Genomic DNA, 21,950 nt, shown 5'->3' on the forward strand with positions numbered 1-21,950 from the left:
TTTGTTTTTAAATTGTCAAATGAAAGGAATTTGGGTTATCATATCATATTTTGATGTGGTTTTTTGTGTAAATTATTTTGTGTAAATTGTTATGGCGACTGTATTTGAAATCAAAGATGCGCATGATGCCGAGCGGGGTGGGTTTATCAGCCAAATTGCCCGCATCGAGACTGAGCTGTTTTATGATGCTTGGGACGGCATGGCGGTGTATTCGCTGCTCACTCAGTATGGCGTGGGGCTGATCGTCGCTGAGATGGATGATGAGCTGGTGGGCTATTGTATTTATCAGGTCGTCTTTGAGCTTGCTGAGATTTTGCGTATTGCCACTGACTCAGACTTTCAAAAAAAGGGTGTGGGCAAGAGCCTGCTTGATGAATTTGCAAAATTGTGCCAGCAAAAAGGGGCCAAGCGAGTTTTGCTTGAAGTGCGAGCTGACAATTTTTCTGCCATACGCCTGTACCAAAAGCAAGGCTTTTATCAAATCGATGTACGAAAAGCGTACTATAAAGACGAGACTGGGGCGGTGGATGCGCTGATTTTACAAAAGGATTTGAGCTGATTTGATGGGTGTGTAAAACATACCAATCGAACTGAAAAAAGTAACGCAAATTCCACGGCTTATGCTTGAAATGGGCTAAGCGAACCCTACACAACTAGGGCTGACTTGATGGCTGTATGAACTGTCAAATCTGACAAAGCCAGTCAAACTGATAAACAAGATAAAAAGCAAGGCGCATTACCTTGCTTTTATTGCGGTGTAGAGTTGCTCACTTTTTCTTGGCAGGACCTAGCAGCATACCCATCTGGCGACCTTCGACTTTTGGCGCCTGCTCAACGCTTGCGATTTCTTCGGTGTCCTTGATGATGCGTTCAAGCTGAGCTTTGCCAATCTCTTGGTGCGCCATTTCACGACCACGGAAACGAATCGATACTTTGACTTTATCCTTATCTTCCAAGAATTCTACGATTTTACGCAGCTTGACTTGGTAGTCTGCTTCTTCTGTGCCAGGGCGCAGTTTGATTTCTTTGACTTGGGTTTGTTTTTGGTTTTTCTTGGCTTCTTTGGCTTTTTGTTTTTGGTCGTACAAATAGCGCTTATAATCCATGATTTTGCAAACAGGTGGCTTGGCATCAGCAACAAGCTCAACCAAATCAAGACCAGCGTCAGCGGCGGCTTGTAGGGCGTTGTTTAGGCTGACGACACCAAGCTGCTCGCCATCTTCTTTGACCAGACGAACTTCCTTGGCACGAATCTCTTCGTTGATGTTTAAACGGTTTGACGGTTTAATGGTAATTACTCCAAAAAATAGAAAAATCGCCCCATTGTACTGTATCGCCCACATCATTTCAAGTGTTTTTGTTTCAGAATAACAAAATAAACCCTGCGGACGAATGCTAAGATTGATGGCAAAAATTTGCCAAATTATGCTATAATACGGCAAATTTTCATTTTTGAGACAGCTGATATGCCAACTCCCCTAAATCAACGCCATAACGCCAACGCCATCCGCATCCTAGCCATGGATGCCGTCCAAAAAGCCAACTCAGGTCACCCTGGTGCGCCAATGGGTATGGCGGACATCGCTGAGGTGCTGTGGCGTGAGTTTTTGAATCACAACCCTGCCAACGCCAAATGGGCGAACCGTGACCGCTTTGTCTTATCCAACGGTCATGGCTCCATGCTTTTGTATGCACTGCTGCACCTATCAGGCTATGACTTGTCGATTGACGACATCAAAAACTTCCGCCAGCTGCACGCCAAGACCGCAGGACACCCAGAGCATGGCTATGCCGATGGCATCGAGACCACCACGGGTCCTTTGGGACAGGGCATCGCCAATGCGGTGGGTTTTGCTTTGGCAGAAAAGACCTTGGCGGCACAATTTAACAAGCCAAACCATGACATCATCGACCATCATACCTACTGCTTTTTGGGCGATGGCTGTTTGATGGAGGGGGTCAGCCACGAGGCGTGCTCGCTGGCAGGCACACTGGGGCTTGGTAAGCTCATCGCTTATTATGATGATAATGGCATCTCGATCGATGGCGAGGTGGAGGGTTGGTTCTCGGACGACACCGCCAAGCGCTTTGAAAGCTACAACTGGCAAGTCATCCGTGTCGACGGTCATGATGCCGACGCCATTCGCCAAGCGACCATCGAGGCACGCGCCGAGACCACTCGCCCAAGTCTCATCATCTGTAAGACCATCATCGGTCTGGGCAGCCCAAATAAACAAGGCAAAGAAGACAGTCACGGTGCGCCGCTGGGTGTCGATGAGATCACCTTGACTCGTGGCGAGCTAGGCTGGGCGAATGGCAATGCCTTTGAAATCAGTGATGAAATTTATGCAGCATGGGACGCTAAGGCAAAGGGAAGTGAGCTAGAATCAGCTTGGAATGCCAAATTTGATGACTACAAAAAAGCTTATCCTGCTGAGGCGGCAGAGCTGTCTCGCAGACTGTCGGGCGAGCTGCCAGAAGACTTCGCCGCCAAGGCAGATGACTTCATCAAAGCCTGCCAAGACAAGGGCGAGACCATCGCCACTCGTAAGGCAAGCCAAAACGCCATCGCAGCATTTGCACCGCTACTGCCAGAGATTTTGGGTGGCTCGGCAGACTTGGCAGGCTCAAACTTGACGCTATGGAAAGACGCCAAGAGCGTTCAAGCGCACGCCAATGGCAACTACATCCACTATGGCGTGCGTGAGTTTGGCATGACTGCCATCGCCAATGGTGTCGCTTTGCACGGCGGCTTTATCCCTTATACCGCCACATTCTTGATGTTTATGGAATATGCGCGCAATGCGGTGCGTATGTCGGCACTCATGAAGCAGCGTGTGATCAATGTCTATACCCACGACTCCATCGGTCTGGGCGAGGATGGTCCGACGCACCAGCCTGTCGAGCAGATCGCAAGCTTGCGTCAGACGCCAAATCACTACACATGGCGTCCGTGCGACACGGTGGAGACAGCGGTGGCTTGGAAAGTCGCTTTGCAAACTGCCAATGCGCCGACTTCGCTGATCCTATCTCGCCAAAACCTAGCGCACCAATCTCGCAGCGATGAACAGCTTGCCCTGATCGAAAAAGGCGCTTATGTGCTTGCCAAAGAGCAGGGCGACCTACAAGCCATCATCATCGCCACAGGCTCTGAGGTGGAGCTTGCGATGAGCGCTCATCAGACGCTCAGCGAGGCAGGCGTGGGCGTGCGTGTGGTGTCGATGCCGTGTGCTGAGGTCTTTGTAAAACAAGACAAAGACTACATCGAGAGCGTCCTGCCAAGTGTGGTGCGTAGTCGTGTGGCAGTGGAAGCTGGCATTGTTGACTATTGGTATAAGTTTGTCGGTTTGGATGGTAAGGTCATCGGCATGACGACTTTTGGCGAGTCAGCGCCTGCCAAAGATTTGTTCAACCACTTTGGCATCACCGCCGAAAAAGTGGTCGAGGCGGTGAAGTCATTGATTTAATCATGACTTGACTGAACCAAAATCGGACGGTGCGCTGTCCGATTTTTTTGTTTTTTTAAGAATTGGAAAAGAATTTTACCAAAAGAATGGAGTGGTCGATTTTATATTTAAGTGGTTTTGGTGTAGAATGTCAATGGCTTAATTTGATGGGAAATGGGATGATGAAGCCAAAATTATGGCATAACTCATTGATTTTGTTGGGTTTCGCAAGCAGAGCCCAACCTTGTATCTCACCACCAAGACTAGCTATCTTGGTGATGGCATGGTAGATTATACCATCACCCTAAGTTACTTGGTAGTTTCTACCCAACCTGAGTACTTTGATGCTGTCTCGTAGATTAAACCCAAGTAGCTTTCTTATCATCGTACAATCTGAATGGTATCCAAGCGCTTGATTGATTTTCAATCATGACGCTGAATGAACAAGGCTAGATGACAATGACTTATTATGTTGGTATTGATGTTAGCAAGCACAAGCTGGATGTGGCTTGGCTTAAAGAGTTAAGTACAATGAAAGTCAAAACCAAAGTCTTTAATAATCACTTTGATGACTTTGAACACATCATTCATTGGCTTAAAACCAATCTTGGTGCAAGTGTCAGCTTTAACGACATTCATCTTATTATGGAAGCCACAGGGGTATATCACGAACCTTTGGCGTATTATTTACACGATTTAGGCTTTAAAGTCTCTATCATCAATCCTGCCTTTGTCAAACACTATGCGGACAGTTTAGGCGTAAGACAAAAGACAGATAAAAAAGACAGTATTGTCCTTGCCAGATATGGCAGAGCCACCCACCCTGATGCTTGGATTGCCCCAAGTATTGAAGCTCGTCATTTAAAGTCTTTGCTTTCTCGTCTTGATGCTCTAAATGAAGACTTACAGCGAGAAGAAAACCGCAAAGAAAAAGCAGAAGTGGCAGACACAACCCCCATTGTTAAACAATCCATTGACGAGATGATTGTGGCATTAAAATTGGCAATCAGCAAATTAAACGATGACATTGACACTCATATCAACAACCACCCCAAACTTAAAGAAGAGCAAACACTCTTACAAAGCATCAAAGGAGTGGGACAGGTGGTGTCAAGACAAATGCTTAGTTTGTTTAATACCAAACAATTTAACAATGCCAAACAAGTCTCTGCTTTTTTAGGGTTGATTCCCAAACAACAAGAATCAGGATTGTTTAAAGGCAGATCAAGACTTGCCAAAACAGGCAATGCTCAATTAAGAGCTAAGCTGTATATGGCAGCAGTCGTTGCCACCAAGTACAATCCAGACATTAAAGACCAATACGAACGCTTACAACAAAATGGCAAATGCAAAATGCAAGCTTTATGTGCTTGTATGCGTAAATTGGTGCAAATCTGCTTTGGTGTGATCAAACACCAAACTCCCTACACCCCACAAGTTAGGATAGATAATATGGCTTGACAAGGGGTGGGGAGAGATGGTATCTACGGGCTGTAAGACCCAACAAATTTAAAGTTATAGCAACAATCAATGGCAAACCAAAAGAATAGAGATCTGAACAATGACTGATAAATCTACTTTAGATTTTACGCAACAATATGAGTTTTTTGCCCAAGAGTTATTATGTTTTTTAGGAAATCAACAGTGGCAACAAGCCTATATCAAATATGAAGTATTTAACCAAATGATTTCAATAGAAAGATGGTTTGTTGTTGAAAATCAAGAATTTTGGCTAGGTAATGAAATTCCAGATGAAATCTGGGATAATTCTTCTAAATCCGTTTATTATATCAGAGATAAAATGCTTGAAAATATGGGTCATCGCATTTGGGGTTTGTTATTTACCCTATATCCTGACGGCAAGTTTGAAATAGAATATGATTATGATAAGCCAGATGATTATGAAGAAAGTGATGATATTATCTTAGGTGATGAAATCAATCAATCGCTGGATAAACTGGGAATAAGATAACTTGTGATTTAATTTTCATGCAAAACTCAACTTTTTGTCTAAACTAAAATGGGTTGGTTGATGTTATCAGCAGCCTATTTTCCAAGCATGGTAAGCACAGTAGGTTGGGTTGAACGAATGTAAAACCCAACATTTTTGGCGTAACTCATTGAACTTGTTGGGCTTCTAGCTCTCGCAACGAAACCCAGCATTTAAAATACACCCCTATTGAATCGGTTATATTCTCACAAACCCATTTGAAAGAAAAATAACAAAAAAGCACCCAAAAAGAGTGCTTTTTTTGATGTGATGGCGGGCAAGGTTATCAGAAAAAACCCATCGCTTTGGTGCTATATGACACCAGCATGCATTTGGTTTGTTGGTAGTGTTCTAGCATCATTTTGTGGTTTTCACGCCCGATGCCAGATTGCTTGTAGCCACCAAATGCTGCGTGGGCAGGGTAGATGTGATAGCAGTTTGTCCACACACGACCCGCCTGAATGCCACGACCAAAGCGATAGGCTTTATTGACATCCCGAGTCCAGATGCCCGCACCTAAGCCAAACAGCGTGTCATTGGCGATGTGTAGCGCCTCTTCATCACTGCTGAACTTGGTGACGGCAAGCACAGGTCCAAAGATTTCTTCTTGGAAGATACGCATGTCATTATTGCCCTCAAAGATGGTCGGCTGAATGTAGTAGCCGTCCTCGTCTCGCTTGTCTTCTTCGCCGCCAACCAAGACTTTGGCGCCTTCTTGCTTGCCGATGTCAAGATAAGACAGAATCTTTTTAAGCTGCTCTTCGCTGGCTTGTGCGCCGACCATCGTTTCGGTGTCTAGCGGACTGCCAAGCTTGAAGTTCTTCACACGCTCGATGCATTTTTCCATGAATTTGTCGTAGATTTTTTCATGGACGAGCGCACGAGATGGGCAGGTGCAGACCTCGCCTTGGTTTAGGGCGAACATCACAAGACCCTCTGCTGCCTTGTCCAAGAATTCATCATCAGCATCTAAGATGTCTTCAAAGAAAATATTTGGCGATTTGCCGCCCAACTCAAGCGTGACTGGAATGAGATTTTCACTGGCATAGCCCATGATCAGGCGACCTGTGCCCGTTTCACCAGTAAAGGCGATCTTGGCAATGCGCTTGCTGGATGCCAGTGGCTTACCTGCCTCCAAGCCAAAGCCATTGACGACATTAAGCACGCCTTTTGGCAAGATGTCATTGATGCCGATGGTGTCAAGCAAATATAGGAATGATGCTGGGGTCTGCTCGGCAAGCTTTAAGACGATGCAGTTGCCAGCTGCCAGTGCCGGGGCGATTTTCCAGATCGCTATCAGGATTGGAAAGTTCCATGGAATGATCTGACCGACCACACCCAAAGGCTCATGAAAATGATACGCCACGGTGTCTTCATCGATTTGGCTGATGCCACCTTCTTGGGCACGGATACAGCCGGCAAAATAACGCAAGTGATCCACCGCCAAAGGAATGTCAGCCGCCAGCGTCTCACGCACAGGCTTGCCGTTGTCGTAAGTCTCGGCGATGGCGATTTTTTCTAGATTTTCTTCGATTTTATCCGCCATTTTCAAAAGAATGTTGGCACGATCGGTCGGGCTGGTCTTGCCCCAAGCGTCTTTGGCGGCGTGAGCGGCATCCAGTGCCTTTTCGATGTCTGCTTCTTGTGAGCGGGCGACCTGACAGATGAGCGCGCCGTCCACAGGGCTTGAATTGTCAAAATATTGACCATCCACAGGGGCGACCCATTCGCCACCGATGAAGTTGTCGTATTTTTTGCGAAATTGGACGGGGGAATTTTGGGTGTTGGGGGTGTCGTATTTCATAAGCTTATCCTTAACTGTGAAATCTGTGGGTCAAATCCATGTGCGCCGAGCCAGTCATTTTCATGATTTGTCAAATTTAATGATTTGCCAAAAAGCTTGCAACGCTAAACCGACAAAGCTTGGACGCTGCGGCGTACGACTTTACAATAGCAAATCATCAGCGGTGCTGCACTTAGCTTTTTGTAAAGTTTTGTAAAATTCTGGGGGAGATTTAACGAGACGATGGCGTGTGTGAGCACTTTTTGTACATCGTAAAAAATCTTTGTCAAAACTCACCCCAAGCCTTAAAAACTGTGCTATGCTAATGGGTTATTGATGACGCAATGATGACAATTTTTGACGCAGCTTTGACATAATTTTGACACGATTTAGACGCACATGAAACAATCGACCGCATTAGACATCTTAAAAACAGGGCAAAATGTCTTTTTGACAGGGCAGGCAGGCGCTGGCAAAACCTATCTTTTAAATCAATACATTGACTACCTAAGAGCAAGAGGTATTCCTGTCGCCATCACAGCAAGTACGGGCATCGCTGCCACGCACATGAATGGCATGACGATACATTCTTGGTCGGGCATGGGCATCAAAGACAGCTTTGAGCCGTCGGATTTTAAACGCCTAAAATCCCGCCAAGTGGTGTATGATCGCATAAAAGACGCCAAGGTCTTGATCGTCGATGAGATCTCTATGCTGCACGCCAAGCAGGTGGATCTGTTGAATGAAATTTTAAAAGTCATTCGTGATGATGGCTCGGCGTTTGGCGGCATTCAGGTGATTTTTTCAGGCGACTTTTTTCAGCTGCCACCTGTGGGTAATAAGGGTGAGACCAACAAAGAAAAGTTTGCGTTCATGGCGAAATCTTGGCTTGAGGCGAATTTTCAAGTGTGCTATCTCACCGAACAGCACCGTCAGTCTGCCGACGGTGAGCATGGGCGGTTTGGCGTGTCTTTAAATGACATTTTAAATCAAATCCGTGACCAAGAAGTCAGCGATTCTGCCATCCGTGCGCTCAAAGCCACTGAGCAAAACGACATCTGTATCAACCGCACTCGTCTTTATACGCACAATGCCAATGTCGATGAAATCAACGAAAGCGAAATCCGCAAAATCGATGGTAAGTCGCACAAATTTACCGCAAGCACACTGGGCGATAAGGCGCTAGTCGAGTCGCTCAAAAAAAGCGTGCGTGCGCCTGAGGAGCTGCTGCTCAAAGTGGGCGCTAAGGTCATGTTTGTCAAAAACAACCCAAACCTTGCCGTGTCAAATGGCACGCTGGGCGAGGTGGTGGAATTTGTGTCATTAAGTGATGATGATCACCCCTTCGGCTCGGCTGCTGCGCCCGTCTATCCCAAGGTGCGCCTTAACAGTGGGCGCACGGTCATCGCTGAGCCTGAGGACTGGGTGGTGGAGAATAATGAAGGCGAGGTGCTGGCAAGCTATACCCAAGTGCCGCTGTGCCTTGCGTGGGCGATAACCATTCACAAATCACAAGGCATGACGCTGGATGCTGCGGAGATTGATTTGTCCCGCACTTTTGAGATGGGGCAGGGTTATGTGGCGCTGTCTCGATTGCGTTCGCTTGATGGATTAAAGCTTTTGGGGTTTAATCAAAAAAGCTTGCTTTTGGATGAGTGGGTGTTTCGTGTGGATAAGCGCTTGCAAGAGCTGGCTTCTGAATTGGCGCTGAAATTTGACACACTGGATGTTGATGCACTTCGTAAGATTCATGATACTTTCATTCGTGTGTCTGATGGCATTACTCGAAAAGACATCATTCTTGCCAATGAAAAGCGCATCGCCGCTGAAAAACAAGCCATCGCCCAGCGTGCGCACATCAAAGAAAACGACATCCATGCGATGAAAAATAAGCCATCTCAGCTTGGGCAGACGCTACAAGAGACCAAAATCCTTTTGGAGCAAGGGCTTGACATCAGCGAGATCGCCGCCAAGCGCTCTTTGGCAGATGCGACCATCATCGGACACATTGACCAGCTTTATCAGCAAGATCGGTCTTTAAAGATAGGCCATGTACGGCCTGATGATGCCAGCATTGACGCTGTGCAGGCGGCGTACGACACGCTTGAATCACAAGGTGAATTTGCCGAAGGAGTGAGACTTCGCCCCATCGTTGAAATGCTAGATGGCTATGGCTATAACGCCGTGCGTTTGGCGCTGATTTTTATTAACAAAAAAGACGATCAAAATGCTTAACGATACCCAACCCCAAAAGCTGCGTCTGGCGATCAATGGCTTTGGTCGCATAGGGCGAAATGTTTTGCGTGCCTTTGTCAAAGCGCCAGAAAAATTTGCAAGCATTGAGATCGTCGCCATCAATGATGTGGCGGATTTTGAGTCGCTTTTGCATTTGTTAAGATTTGACTCCACGCACGGCAGGCTGTCGGATTTGGGGGTGCAGGCTGACATCATGCACAAAGAGGGTCGAGCCATGCTTTGTCTGAGCAAAGATGAATATCAATGGCAAATCCTACTCATCAATGAGCCAAACCCAAGTCTTATGCCGTGGGCGGCTTTGGCTGTGGATGTGGTGCTAGAATGCACGGGTAAATTTCGCTCTTATGCTGATGCTTCGCACCATCGCACGGCGGGAGCGGCACAGGTCATCGTGGGGGCGGCGCCATTTGACGAAGTGGATGCCAGTGTCGTGATGGGCGTGAATGATGAGCTGCTCAATAGGCGACTGCCCATCATTTCAAGTGTATCTTGCACCACGCAGGCGCTCGTTCCGCTACTGTCGGTGCTTGATGAGCGCTTTGGTGTTGACAGCGTGATGATGACGGAAATCCATGCGCTGACAGCCGATCAGAATGTGCTTGATCAAGCGCATCGTGATTTGCGCCGTGCCAGAGCAGGCAGTCACAACATCATTCCTACCACTTCAAGCAGCATCAACGCCACCGAGCGTGTGTTGCCATTTTTAAAGGATAGGATTAACGGTCATTCCATTCGTGTGCCTACCATCAATGTGGCGGCGATTGATGTGAATGTGCTGTTTAAGACTCGGACGAGTGCAGATGAAGTGGCAGATTTTTTACGCCAAATCAGCCGTGAGCGTCTATCAGGCATCATGGGCTTTACTGATGAGCCGTTGGTGTCGAGTGATTTTATTGGCGATGCGCACTCTTTGGTGATTGATGGCGGTCAAATCATGCAGTCAGGCGAGCAGGTGAAAATCTTTGCCTGGTATGACAACGAATGGGGCTACGCCAATCGTCTGCTGGACATGTGCGCCATTTTGGCACGCCGTTAGCTTAACCACCTACGCCAATCAAAACAAAAAAGACCAATCACGCACGATTGGTCTTTTTTCTTCATCATACAAGAGTATCAAAACTTCGCCAATACTTCATCCAGATCCAGCATGACTTTCTCGCCATTGGCTCGATTGACATACTCGTATTTATTTTCGGCAAGGTTGCGTTCTGAGACGACAATGCGGTGCGGAATGCCGGTCAATTCAAGGTCGGCAAATTTCACACCAGGGCGTTCATCTCGGTCGTCTAGTAGGACATTGACGCCTTTGGCTTTAAGCTGTGCGTATAGCTCGTCTGCTTTGGCTTCTGCCAAGCCGTCTTTTGAACGCATTGGCACGATGGCGACATAAAATGGTGCGATGTTGTCGTCTGGGTTTGGCGTATCTGCCCAGATGATGCCGTTTTCGTCGTGGTTTTGTTCGATGGCGGCGGCGATGATACGACTCACACCAATGCCATAGCAGCCCATCATCAGCGTTACTGGCTTGCCTTCTTTGCCTAAAACCTTGCAGCCCAAAGCGTCAGAGTATTTGTCGCCCAGCTGGAAAATATGACCCACTTCAATGCCACGCTTGATAGACAGCACGCCTTTGCCGTCAGGGCTTGGGTCGCCATCAACAACATTGCGAATATCCACCACGCCTGCGATGACAGCATCTCGCTCCCAGTTCATGCCTGTGGTGTGCTTGTGTTCGATGTTCGCACCAGACACAAAATCCGACAGAGCGGCAGCACTGCGATCCACAAACACAGGAATGCCAAATTCTGCCAAATCCACGCTGATGTAGCCCTTAATCAAGCCTGCTGCTTTGATTTCTTCTTCGCTTGCCATCGTAAATGGCGTGCCAACTTCGGCGATTTTTTCGGCTTTGATTTCGTTTAATTCGTGATCGCCACGCACGATCAATGCCACCAGTTTTGGCATGTCAGGATTTTCTTCTGAATGTGAGCCTTTGACGATGAGTGTTTTGACAGTTTGTTTTAAATCAATGCCCAAATGCTCGGCGACTTCTTCGCAAGTTGGCATATTTGGCGTATCGACATCTTGGCGAGCCTGAGTTGGGGCTTTGCGTTCATCAAAGCAGACAGCTTCGGCAAGCTCAATGTTCGCCGCAAAATCCGATTCGCTAGAAAAAGCGATGTCATCTTCGCCACTTTGAGCTAGTACATGAAATTCGTGCGAGGCAAAACCACCGATTGAGCCTGTGTCGGCTTGCACGGCACGGAAATTTAGCCCCAAGCGAGTAAAGATGCGGCTGTAAGCATCGTACATGTCTTGATAAGTTTCTGCCAAACTTTCCTTATCAATGTGGAAAGAGTAGGCGTCTTTCATTGTAAATTCTCTGGCGCGCATTACGCCAAAACGAGGGCGGATTTCGTCACGGAATTTGGTTTGGATTTGATAATAGGTGGTCGGTAGCTGTTTGTAGCTTTTTAGTTCGTTTCTGGCGATGTCAGTGATGACTTCTTCGTGCGTCGGACCAAGCACAAAATCACGCTGATGGCGGTCTTTAAAACGCAAAAGCTCTGCCCCATAATCTTCCCAGCGACCAGACTCTTGCCACAGCTCGGCAGGCTGAGTGACTGGCATCAGTAGCTCTTGGGCGTTAATGCCGTCCATCTCTTCACGGACGATTTTCTCGACACGCTTTAACACTCTAAGACCTGCGGGCATCCACACATACAGACCAGAGGCAAGTTTTCGGATTAAGCCTGCTCGCACCATCAGCTGGCTTGAGACGATGTCGGCATCGCTCGGTGTTTCTTTTAAAGTGGCAAAGGTAAATTGACTGGCTTTCATAACAACCCTTAAAAATACAAAAATTAGAAATGCAAAATACAATGGTAAATGTGCTATATTAAGGCAATTTTAACCACTTGTGCAACTTAAATTTTTCAAATTTTTCAAATTTTTAAAATTTTTTAAAAAATTGCCCACAATCTTGATATTTGTGGTACATTGAAATTTAAAAATTAAAATAACTTAAAATAAGCTTGGAGGTCTGATGGCAGAGCGTAGCCGATTTTCTGCATTTCATGTGGCGCTGATGTTGGTGCTTGTTATTTTGCTTGGGCTGTTTGCCAAGGCGATGATTGACAAGGCAAGTGAGCCTAAGGTGCAAGCGATCACTCGTGATGGTGTCATCACTGACATCCAGAAGCTCTCTCGCTTGCAGTCGGTGGCTTTTTCGGTGGATACCATCATCACGGCAAATAAATCCGGCACTTGGCAAAGGCTGTGGCAAGATGAGCAAAAGGGGTTGTTTGTGGCGCATGGGCGAGTGCTGGCGGGCGTGGACTTGTCCAAGATCAGCCCTGAGATGGTGCAGGTTGCTCATCATGATGACACTGCGCACATCACCATCAGCGTGCCGCCGTCTGAGGTATTTGAGGTGTATTTGGATGATTTGGAAGTGTACGACTGGCAGACGGGGCTGTTTGGTACGGTGGGCAATGACCCCAAGCTTTTGAGCCAAGCGCAGACTTCCGCCAAACAAGAGGTGATGAACAAAGCCTGTCAGGGTGGCGTGATGACGCTGGCTGCGGAGAATGCCGCCGAGCAGATCAAGGGCTTGTTTGCGCTGACGGGTGCGACGGTGGCGGTGGTCAGTCAAGGCGCAGGTGCGTGTCAGCTGAGCGCATCATCGGCTGTGAATGATAAACCAAATGACAAATAAAAACGGCAAATCATTGATAAATAGACAAAAAAGGACAGCCATGCAAGTCAAATTTTGCGGATTGAGCCAAGTTCAAGACATTAAGAGCGCCTGTGACTTGGGTGTGTCTGCTGTTGGACTGGTGTTTTATCCGCCAAGCCCACGAGCGGTCAGCATCGCCCAAGCCCAAATGCTCGCATCCGCCGTACCAGCTTTTACCACTGTTGTGGCGTTGGTCGTGAATATGGGACAAGATGAGCTTGTCAAATTGGCAAAAGATGTCGCCTTTGACATCATTCAATTTCATGGCGATGAAACCCCTGCCGATTGCCAAACGCTTGCCAAAATGGTAAATAAACGCTGGATAAAAGCAATCCGTGTCAAAGCAGATGACAGCACGAATGATATTTTAAATAAAATCAATGCCTTAAAAGAGCATGGGGCAAGTGGCGTGATTTTGGATGCTTTTTCGGACAGTGCCTATGGCGGCACGGGGCTTGTCTTTGACTGGGATAAAATCCCTGATGATTCGCCTTTGCCGATTTATCTGGCGGGGGGATTGACGCCTGATAATATTGGCGAGATTGTGAGCGATAAAGATTTGACGGCAAAGATTCACGGCGTCGATGTCAGTGGTGGCATTGAAAGGGAGAAGGGCGTGAAGTGTGGGGAGAAAATGCAATTATTTATTCAAAATCTAAGGGGTGGAAGATAATGATGACCGTAGAAATTAACATATTGCCAAGTATTATCCAAAAAGCCATCATGAAAGGTGAGCGAATCAACTTTGCCAATCGAGGTCAGATTGTTGCACATGTGGTAAATGAACCAAAAAACGACAATCCAACCTTATACGAGTGGGCAATGGCTTATGATGGGGTGGATGTGGCGGATATTGAGATTGATGAAGTTAAGTCAATGCCTAGCCCTAATCGTTTTGCGGAGCTTGATTGATGTATCTGCTGGATAATAATGTCATTTCAGAATTACGCAAAATCAAATCAGGTAAAGCGAATATTGGCGTCATAAATTGGGTAAAAGACAAGCCAAAAAATCAAATTTTTACTTGTGATGTCGTGATGATGGAATTGTATCGTGGTGTTTTGCTAAAAGCAAGAAAAGACCCAATGCAAGGCAAGTATTTAAAAGAATGGTTTGATAATTTTGTGATGTCTTATTTTAATGGCAGAATTTTATCGATAAATTTTGACATCAGTTTGATTTGCGCTGAATTCCACACGCCAAATCCACGAGCGGAAAATGATACTTGGATTGCCAGCATTGCCAAATATCACGATTTGATTTTGATTACTCGTAACGAAAGAGATTTTGAAAACTTACCCGTAAAAGTCATCAACCCATTTATTTAAGGAAAAACCTATGAATATTTTAATCACAGGCGTTACCGCAGGTTTTGGTAGACAGATTGCCATCGATTGTGTCAAGGCAGGACATATCGTCATCGGCACGGGCAGGCGAGCGGATAAACTTGGCGAGATTAAAGCGGAACTTGGTGATAATTTCATTCCGCTGTGCTTTGATGTGTCTGATTTGACCGCCATTAAGTCCGCCCTAGGAAGTTTGGATCAGACGCTTTTGACCAACATCGATGTACTGATCAATAACGCAGGGCTTGCGCTTGGCTTGGAATCTGCTGACAAAGCCAGCATCGATGACTGGCAGACGATGATTCAGACCAACACGCTGGGACTGGTGCAGATGACGCATCAGATTTTGCCATATATGGTCGCCAAAAATGACGGCTTGATCATCAATATCTCATCGACGGCGGGTAATTATCCGTATTTTGGGGCGAATGTCTATGGGGCAACCAAGGCGTTTGTGACGCAGTTTAGCCTGAATTTGCGAGCCGATTTGCTTGGCAAAAATGTGCGAGTGACCAACATTGAGCCAGGGCTTTGTGGTGGCACGGAGTTTAGCAATGTGCGTTTTCATGGCGATGACGAGAGAGCCAGCAAAGTCTATGAAAATGTTGAATTTATCCGCCCACAAGACATCAGTAATATGGTATTATGGCTCATCGATCAGCCCAAGCACATCAACATCAACCGCCTAGAAGTCATGCCTGTGGCGCAGACCTTTGCTGGTTTGACGGTGGCTCGCGATTTGTAAGGAGCGAATCATGGAATCTGTAACTTTCACATCAGACAAACGCACCATCCAATTTTTAATAGATTTGGTAAGTCATTTTAATAATCAAAACATTCAAATTGATACCAGTATCAAATCAAAAATCAGCAATCGCCAAAAACAAATGGGCACATTGTCTGATTATCCAGCCGATCCTGCTTTTTATGAGCCTTTGGATAAAGATGAATTGGATAAATGGTAATTAAAATGAGCGCAGGATATTTATTGGATACGCACACTTTGCTTTGGTATTATACCGAGCCTGCCAGATTATCCAAAAAAGCTGCCCAGATATTAACCGATGACGACAATGAAATATTTGTCAGTTCGGCAAGTGTTTGGGAAATGGCAACCAAGCACAGAAAAGGAAAATTGGGTAAAGCTGAAAAAGTGTTGGCAAATTTTGAAACATTGATCAAAGATTGTGATTTTAAACATTTGCCTGTGACTTGGCGGCATGCAAAACTATCAGGTGAATATGCCTTAAAACACGCTGATCCATTTGACAGAATGCTGGCTGCCCAAGCGCAACTTGAAAATTTAGTATTAGTCAGTTGTGATGATGAATTAACAGCATTTCCGATTGATATTATTTGGTAAAAATTAAAGGAAAATTGATATGACAGATTACACCAAATTTCCCAACACCGATGGGCATTTTGGCATTCATGGCGGTCGTTTTGTGTCTGAGACGCTGATGAAGGCGCTAGAAGAGCTTGAAGAGATTTATTTTAAGGCTAAGAATAATCCTGAATTTTGGGCGGAGTTTATGGCGGATTTGACCGATTATGTCGGTCGTCCAACGCCGCTGTACCACGCTCGCCGTTTGAGCGACGAGATTGGCGGTGCGCAGATTTATTTTAAGCGTGAAGACCTAAACCACACTGGCGCTCACAAGGTCAATAACACCATCGGGCAGGCATTGCTTGCAAAAATGGTGGGCAAAAAACGCATCATCGCCGAGACGGGCGCAGGACAGCATGGTGTGGCGACAGCGACGATTGCGGCACGCTTAGGGCTAGAATGCGTGGTCTATATGGGGGCGGACGATGTCGAACGCCAAAAAATGAATGTCTATCGCATGCGACTTTTGGGAGCAAAAGTGGTGGCGGTGACATCGGGTTCTCGCACCCTAAAAGACGCCATGAATGAGGCGATGCGTGACTGGGTGGCGAATGTGGACAGCACTTATTACATCATCGGTACGGTGGCAGGTCCGCACCCTTATCCGCTACTTGTTCGTGATTTTCAGGCGATCATCGGTCGTGAGGCTAAGCTACAACATCTTGAAAAAACTGGCAAAAACCCTGACGCACTGGTGGCGTGTGTGGGCGGCGGCTCGAATGCCATCGGCTTGTTTTATGAGTTTTTGAATGATGATGGTGTGGCAATCTATGGCGTGGAGGCGAACGGCGAGGGGCTTGATACGCCAAATCATGCCGCACCTTTGCAAGCGGGGCGAGTGGGCGTATTGCACGGCAATCGCACCTATCTGATGGCGGATGATGAAGGGCAGGTGCTGGGTACGCACTCCATCTCAGCAGGGCTTGATTATCCGGGAGTGGGTCCTGAGCACAGTTTCTTAAAAGACATGGGGCGTGTGCAATATGTGGGCGCAACGGACGAAGAGGCCTTGCACGCATTTCGTGAAGTGACGAGCAAAGAGGGCATCATCCCTGCGCTTGAAAGCTCGCATGCGGTGGCGTATGGCATGAAACTTGCCGCCACCATGCGACCAGATCAGTCCATCATCATCAATATGTCAGGGCGTGGCGACAAAGATTTGCACACGGTGATGAGTATTGATGGCATTGAGATGGATTAAGCGGCCGTGATTGAGCAGTTTAAATCATCTGAAAAAAGCGTGGATTTTCACGCTTTTTTCACGCTTTTTTTGATGCTAAAACTGGCAGGCATAAAAAAGGCGGTGCTTATCGCCACGCCTTTTTTGCTTTTATTAAATTGGCTTAATTAAATTGACTCGCCACGCCACAAATCTTCTAGCGTTTCACGCACACGCACCACTCTATGTAAGCCACCATCTGCCATCACCTCGCATGGGCGTGGGCGAGTGTTGTAGTTGCTTGCCATCGTAAAGCCGTACGCACCTGCCCCAGTAATCGCCAGCACATCGCCGACTTGCAGAGCTAAGGCTCGATCTTTGCCCAAAAAGTCGCTTGATTCGCACACCGTGCCGACAATGTCCCAAGTCGCCACATCGGCGGTGTGGTTTGGCTTGGTCGGAATGATTGCCATGACCGATTCGTATAAAGCAGGGCGAATCAGCTCGCTCATGGACGCATCCATGATGGCGAAATTTTTGTGTTCGGTGGGTTTTAGTACATCTACTTTGGTCAGTAGCACGCCAGCGTTGGCAGCGATGTTGCGACCAGGTTCTAGGTGCAGACCCAAGCCGTATTTGGCTTGTAGGGCGAGCAGTTTTGGTAGCAGTGCTTCGGCAAATTCATGCACGCTGGCAGGATTTTCATCAATATAACGCACACCCAGACCGCCACCCAGATCAATGTGCTTTAAGCGAATGCCACGAGCATCAAGCTCATCAATCAGTTCAATGACTTTGTCCAAAGCATCGACAAAGGGCTTAACTTCGGTCAGCTGTGAGCCGATATGACAATCAATGCCAACAATCTCAATATTTGCCAAGCCTTTGGCGTACTCGTAGGCAGACACCGCCACATCGTGAGCAATGCCAAATTTATTGTCTTTCATGCCTGTTGAGATGTAAGGGTGGGTTTTGGCATCGACATCAGGATTGATACGCAGGGCGATGGGGGCGGTTTTGCCCAGCGTTTGTGCCACGGCATTGATGGTGTCAAGCTCGCTTAGCGCTTCTACATTAAAACAGCCAATGCCTGCTTCTAGGGCGACTTTGATGTCGCTGGCGGTTTTGCCCACGCCAGAATAGACCACACGCCCAGCATCGCCCCCTGCCTTTAATACACGAGACAGCTCGCCCACCGAGACGATGTCAAAACCTGCCCCTGCTTTGGCAAGGGTAGCAAGCACCGCAAGATTTGAGTTGGCTTTGACGGCGTAGCAGATTTGCACATCATTCAAGGCGCTAAAACTCTCCACATAGGCGGTATAATTGGCAAGTAGGGCGTTTTTTGAATACACATAGAGTGGCGTGCCATAAGTCTGGACAAGCGTGTCGCTACTGACACCATCAATGTGCAAAATGTCGTCTTGATAGTCAATAAAATCAAGAGCATCGGTCAATGTGCGTGCGTCAATGTGCAGCGCACCGTCAATGGTCTGGCTTGCGGTATGAAAAGTCATCATCTTGTCTCGGTCTGTCTTAAAATCTGTCTTAAAATATAAAGTCGTGGCTATAAGACGGTTAGGTTTTTATCTATTTGATTTAAAGGATTTTAGATGATTGTGAAGAATTGACATCTTAACAATCTTGCTTAACAATCCCAATAGCCATCAGCTCAATAGTCGTCAGGGCTGCCAGCAGACTCAGTGTGCGTGTCATGTGTCACGGCTGTGCTGGTGGTGCTTGGCAAGTACAGTGCGCCTTTTTGACCGCAGGCGGACAGCAGGGCGCACACAAAGGTGGCGATTAACAGGTGTTTCATAGGGTTTGGTCTTTGGTTTGGTTATGGGTGTTTTGCTTTTTAAAATAATATTAAAAATATCAAAAGCATTTTACCTAAATTTTGTAAAAATACCAATGAATTTTCATGAATTGATGATAAACCAATGATTATCAAAGAAAAAACACGGCAAAAAAACTGGCAATTTCCTAAAGACTTTTGGCGCATTTATTGCTATAATGCCAGTCAAATCGTTGTTTTAAACAACGATCACTTTCAAATAAAAAATAAGGAGACACTCATGGCGCTCATCAACCCAACTTTGGTACTAAACTGCGGCTCATCTTCATTAAAATACGCTCTCATCTCAGAAGATGGCGAGACTCGCATCGAGGGTCTGGCAGAGGCATTGGGCAACAGCGACGCACGCATCAAGCACAAAAATCTTGATGGCTCAAAAGTTGAGATCAACATCCCAAATTCAGGTGCGCACACCGAGGCCCTAAAAATCATCCTAGGCGAGCTGATCGCTGAGTATAAGCCTGTGGCGGTGGGTCATCGTGTGGTACACGGCGGCGACAAATTCACCAAAGCCACCGTCATCAACGATGAAGTATTGGCGCACATCGAAGAACTTGCCAGCCTTGCACCGCTGCACAACCCAGCGAACGCAGCGGGCATCCACGCCATCAACGAGCTGTTCCCAGAGTTGCCACAAGTGGCGATTTTTGATACGGCATTTCATCAGACCATGCCAGCGCACGCTTATCGCTATGCCATTCCAAAAGAGCTTTTTGAAGAGCATCATATCCGCCGCTACGGCTTTCATGGCACTTCGCACGCCTATGTGTCAAACCGTGCAAGCGAGCTGACTGAAAAAGACGGCAAGCACGGCTGGATCGTGGCGCACCTTGGTAATGGCTGCTCAGCCACTGCCATCTATGACGGCAAAAGCCTAGATACTTCGATGGGTGTGACCCCGCTAGAAGGCTTGATCATGGGTACTCGCTCAGGCGATGTGGACCCAAGTCTGCACGCCATGCTACATCGCAAGCTTGGTCTGTCGATTGACGAAATTGACACGCTTTTGAACAAAAAATCAGGTCTGCTTGGCATCTCTGGCGTCTCAAACGACATGCGTAACCTTGAAGAGGCGGACAAAAATGGCAATGCCGACGCAGCGCTTGCCCTAGACATGTTCGCCTATCGTGTCGCCAAATACATCCTAAGCTACACCGCAGCCTTGCCAGAATTGACAGGCGTGGTGTTCACAGGCGGTATCGGTGAAAATGGCGCCGACATGCGTGCTAAGATTGTCAGCCACCTAAAACACTTGGGTGCAAAATTTGACGCACAAAAGAACCAAGACTTGTTCCGTGGTGCAGAAGGCTCATTCCATGCGCCAGATTCTGCGGTGGAATTTTGGGTAGTGCCGACCGATGAAGAATTCCAAATCATGAGCGAGACTCGTGCGGTATTGGGTCTGTGATAAAAAAGTTGGGCGAATTTGCCCAACTTTTGCTTTGATTTTTCATCGTTTAAAATCTAAAATAAAGCAATCAAATTCATTAAAAATTTCCTAGGAAAATCTTATGACAACGATTTTATTAGTACCAGTGCAACAGAGTAATCTTGAAGCATTGGCAAATAAAACAGGCAAAACTGCTTTTAATCCATTGACGGCATTTGGTCAAGAGACCTTCGAGACTCATCTTGCTGACAATAATTTGGATGATTTGTTGGAGCTGATTTATGCCAAAGTCAATGAAAGCTCTGATGAGATTAAATTGGTGCAAGGCTTAAGCTTACAGCATTCTTATGCCGCCCAAGTGAATCTTGATTTGGCAAAGGCATTGGACGCTGATGTGATTTTGGTGGGTGATGACGCTGCTTTGCTTGCCATTGCTAAGGCACAATTTGGCGAGCGTGTCGTTGGCACGGTTTCATCTGATGGCGACATCGCAAGCCTAGTCAAGCCAAGCACTCGCAAGCCAAACCTATCGCCATCGGCATTTCGTCATGCCTTGGTCAAAAAAGCTCAAGCTGCCAACAAGCGCATCGTTTTGCCAGAGGGCGACGAGCCACGCACCATTGAGGCAGCGGCGATTTGCCAATCTCGTGGCATTGCTCAGTGTGTGCTACTTGGCGATCCTGCCAAGATTCAAGCGGTGGCTGCCGAGCGTGGCGTCACTTTGCCAGAGGGCATTGAGATCATCGAGCCATCCACTGTGATTGAAAAATATGTCGCTCCGATGGTAGAGCGCCGCAAGGGCAAGCTTGACGAGGCAGGTGCAAGAGCCGCTCTACAAGACACCGTTTATCTAGGTACGATGATGCTACAAGTGGGCGATGTTGATGGTTTGGTGTCTGGTGCGGTGCATACGACTGCCGACACGATTCGTCCAGCATTCCAGTTGATCAAAACCGCGCCAGAATACAGCTTGGTATCTAGCGTGTTCTTTATGCTGCTGCCTGATTCGGTGGCGGTGTATGGCGACTGTGCGGTCAATCCAAACCCAACCGCAGAACAGCTTGCCGAAATCGCCATTCAATCAGCAGAATCAGCGACAGCGTTCGGCATTGATCCAAAAGTGGCGCTCATCAGCTACTCGACCATCAACTCAGGCTCAGGCCCTGATGTGGATACGGTCAAAGAAGCCCTAGAAATCGTTCGCACCAAAGCCCCGACATTGAAAGTCGATGGTCCGCTACAATTTGACGCAGCCAGCGTACCATCTGTGGGTAAGTCTAAAGCCCCAAATTCAGCGGTGGCAGGCGAGGCGAATGTGTTCATTTTCCCTGATTTGAACACAGGCAACACTACCTATAAGGCAGTGCAACGCACCGCAGGCGTGGTCAGCGTCGGTCCAATGCTACAAGGTCTAAACAAGCCAGTCAATGACCTATCTCGTGGCTGTTTGGTAGATGACATCGTCTTTACCATCGCTTTGACGGCGATTCAAGCCATCGAGGGCTGATTGACGGCTCAACTTTTAATCCCTGTCCATGGACGGGGATTTTTTTAAATGTGAATATCATGATGGCGGCGAGCGTCATTTGTGTGCTA

At 47.1% G+C, this 21,950-nt stretch carries 21 protein-coding genes; 16 read left to right on the forward strand and 5 right to left on the reverse strand.

Annotated features, from left to right (window positions below; genetic code table 11):
* The first annotated feature begins 91 nt into the window (after positions 1-91).
* Positions 92-559: a ribosomal protein S18-alanine N-acetyltransferase gene (gene rimI, locus LU290_RS02130; protein ID WP_277808926.1), complete on the forward strand. Its 468-nt coding sequence runs from the start codon at positions 92-94 to the stop codon at positions 557-559.
* 208 nt (positions 560-767) lie between these two features.
* Here rimI and infC read toward each other — a convergent pair whose 3' ends face one another.
* Positions 768-1,265, reverse strand: a complete 498-nt coding sequence (gene infC, locus LU290_RS02135) for a translation initiation factor IF-3 (protein ID WP_277809533.1) — start codon at positions 1,263-1,265, stop codon at positions 768-770.
* A gap of 201 nt (positions 1,266-1,466) precedes the next feature.
* Here infC and tkt point away from each other — a divergent pair, with 201 nt between their 5' ends.
* The 3 genes from tkt to LU290_RS02150 all read left to right on the forward strand — a co-directional run bounded on the left by tkt (position 1,467) and on the right by LU290_RS02150 (position 5,418).
* Positions 1,467-3,467 (forward strand): transketolase, encoded by a 2,001-nt coding sequence (tkt, locus tag LU290_RS02140; RefSeq protein ID WP_277808927.1) that lies wholly within the window; start codon positions 1,467-1,469, stop codon positions 3,465-3,467.
* A 438-nt stretch (positions 3,468-3,905) separates the two neighbouring features.
* Complete coding sequence (locus LU290_RS02145) at positions 3,906-4,907, forward strand: IS110 family RNA-guided transposase (protein ID WP_277807698.1); 1,002 nt, start codon at positions 3,906-3,908, stop codon at positions 4,905-4,907.
* Between the two features lie 100 nt (positions 4,908-5,007).
* Entirely contained in the window at positions 5,008-5,418 is a 411-nt protein-coding gene (locus tag LU290_RS02150; protein WP_277808928.1) for a hypothetical protein, read from the forward strand.
* A 304-nt stretch (positions 5,419-5,722) separates the two neighbouring features.
* Here LU290_RS02150 and exaC read toward each other — a convergent pair whose 3' ends face one another.
* The gene (gene exaC / locus LU290_RS02155) at positions 5,723-7,240 is read right to left on the reverse strand and encodes an acetaldehyde dehydrogenase ExaC (RefSeq protein ID WP_277808929.1); all 1,518 of its coding nucleotides are present in this window, start codon (positions 7,238-7,240) and stop codon (positions 5,723-5,725) included.
* A gap of 378 nt (positions 7,241-7,618) precedes the next feature.
* Here exaC and LU290_RS02160 point away from each other — a divergent pair, with 378 nt between their 5' ends.
* Positions 7,619-9,454, forward strand: a complete 1,836-nt coding sequence (locus LU290_RS02160; protein ID WP_277808930.1) for a DEAD/DEAH box helicase — start codon at positions 7,619-7,621, stop codon at positions 9,452-9,454.
* Entirely contained in the window at positions 9,447-10,511 is a 1,065-nt protein-coding gene (locus LU290_RS02165; protein WP_277808931.1) for a type I glyceraldehyde-3-phosphate dehydrogenase, read from the forward strand. The genes LU290_RS02160 and LU290_RS02165 overlap by 8 nt, the downstream gene beginning before the upstream one ends.
* A 77-nt stretch (positions 10,512-10,588) precedes the next feature.
* Here the strand turns inward: LU290_RS02165 and LU290_RS02170 are convergent, their stop codons facing one another.
* A complete protein-coding gene (locus LU290_RS02170; protein WP_277808932.1) occupies positions 10,589-12,316 on the reverse strand; it encodes a proline--tRNA ligase in 1,728 nt (575 codons plus the stop codon).
* Between the two features lie 205 nt (positions 12,317-12,521).
* On the opposite strand from LU290_RS02170, the gene LU290_RS02175 reads away from it, so the two are divergent.
* Genes LU290_RS02175 through trpB form a run of 8 tightly spaced genes read left to right on the forward strand, consistent with a single transcriptional unit; the run spans position 12,522 to position 17,148 of the window.
* Positions 12,522-13,193 (forward strand): DUF4230 domain-containing protein, encoded by a 672-nt coding sequence (locus LU290_RS02175; protein ID WP_277808933.1) that lies wholly within the window; start codon positions 12,522-12,524, stop codon positions 13,191-13,193.
* Between the two features lie 40 nt (positions 13,194-13,233).
* Entirely contained in the window at positions 13,234-13,887 is a 654-nt protein-coding gene (locus LU290_RS02180; protein WP_277808934.1) for a phosphoribosylanthranilate isomerase, read from the forward strand.
* Complete coding sequence (locus tag LU290_RS02185; RefSeq protein ID WP_277808935.1) at positions 13,887-14,126, forward strand: hypothetical protein; 240 nt, start codon at positions 13,887-13,889, stop codon at positions 14,124-14,126. The genes LU290_RS02180 and LU290_RS02185 overlap by 1 nt, the downstream gene beginning before the upstream one ends.
* Positions 14,126-14,542, forward strand: coding sequence for a type II toxin-antitoxin system VapC family toxin (locus tag LU290_RS02190; RefSeq protein WP_277809534.1), 417 nt, complete (start codon positions 14,126-14,128; stop codon positions 14,540-14,542). The genes LU290_RS02185 and LU290_RS02190 overlap by 1 nt, the downstream gene beginning before the upstream one ends.
* A 10-nt stretch (positions 14,543-14,552) precedes the next feature.
* The gene (locus LU290_RS02195) at positions 14,553-15,305 is read left to right on the forward strand and encodes an SDR family NAD(P)-dependent oxidoreductase (RefSeq protein WP_277808936.1); all 753 of its coding nucleotides are present in this window, start codon (positions 14,553-14,555) and stop codon (positions 15,303-15,305) included.
* Between the two features lie 10 nt (positions 15,306-15,315).
* A complete protein-coding gene (locus tag LU290_RS02200) occupies positions 15,316-15,525 on the forward strand; it encodes a hypothetical protein (RefSeq protein ID WP_277808937.1) in 210 nt (69 codons plus the stop codon).
* Positions 15,519-15,923 carry a type II toxin-antitoxin system VapC family toxin gene (locus tag LU290_RS02205; RefSeq protein WP_277808938.1) on the forward strand — a complete coding sequence of 135 codons (405 nt, stop codon included), beginning with the start codon at positions 15,519-15,521 and terminating at the stop codon, positions 15,921-15,923. The genes LU290_RS02200 and LU290_RS02205 overlap by 7 nt, the downstream gene beginning before the upstream one ends.
* 19 nt (positions 15,924-15,942) lie before the next feature.
* Positions 15,943-17,148, forward strand: a complete 1,206-nt coding sequence (trpB, locus tag LU290_RS02210; RefSeq protein WP_277808939.1) for a tryptophan synthase subunit beta — start codon at positions 15,943-15,945, stop codon at positions 17,146-17,148.
* A gap of 146 nt (positions 17,149-17,294) precedes the next feature.
* On the opposite strand, the gene lysA is transcribed toward trpB, so the two are convergent.
* Both lysA and lptM read right to left on the reverse strand, forming a co-directional pair.
* The gene (lysA, locus tag LU290_RS02215) at positions 17,295-18,623 is read right to left on the reverse strand and encodes a diaminopimelate decarboxylase (RefSeq protein WP_277809535.1); all 1,329 of its coding nucleotides are present in this window, start codon (positions 18,621-18,623) and stop codon (positions 17,295-17,297) included.
* A 155-nt stretch (positions 18,624-18,778) separates the two neighbouring features.
* The gene (gene lptM, locus LU290_RS02220) at positions 18,779-18,925 is read right to left on the reverse strand and encodes an LPS translocon maturation chaperone LptM (protein ID WP_277808940.1); all 147 of its coding nucleotides are present in this window, start codon (positions 18,923-18,925) and stop codon (positions 18,779-18,781) included.
* 259 nt (positions 18,926-19,184) lie between these two features.
* On the opposite strand from lptM, the gene LU290_RS02225 reads away from it, so the two are divergent.
* A complete protein-coding gene (locus tag LU290_RS02225) occupies positions 19,185-20,372 on the forward strand; it encodes an acetate/propionate family kinase (protein ID WP_277808941.1) in 1,188 nt (395 codons plus the stop codon).
* Positions 20,373-20,475: 103 nt separating this feature from the next.
* Positions 20,476-21,861, forward strand: a complete 1,386-nt coding sequence (gene pta, locus LU290_RS02230; protein ID WP_370688539.1) for a phosphate acetyltransferase — start codon at positions 20,476-20,478, stop codon at positions 21,859-21,861.
* Positions 21,862-21,950 lie beyond the last annotated feature (89 nt).

Source organism: Moraxella nasibovis (assembly GCF_029581575.1).
Lineage (GTDB): Bacteria > Pseudomonadota > Gammaproteobacteria > Pseudomonadales > Moraxellaceae > Moraxella > Moraxella nasibovis.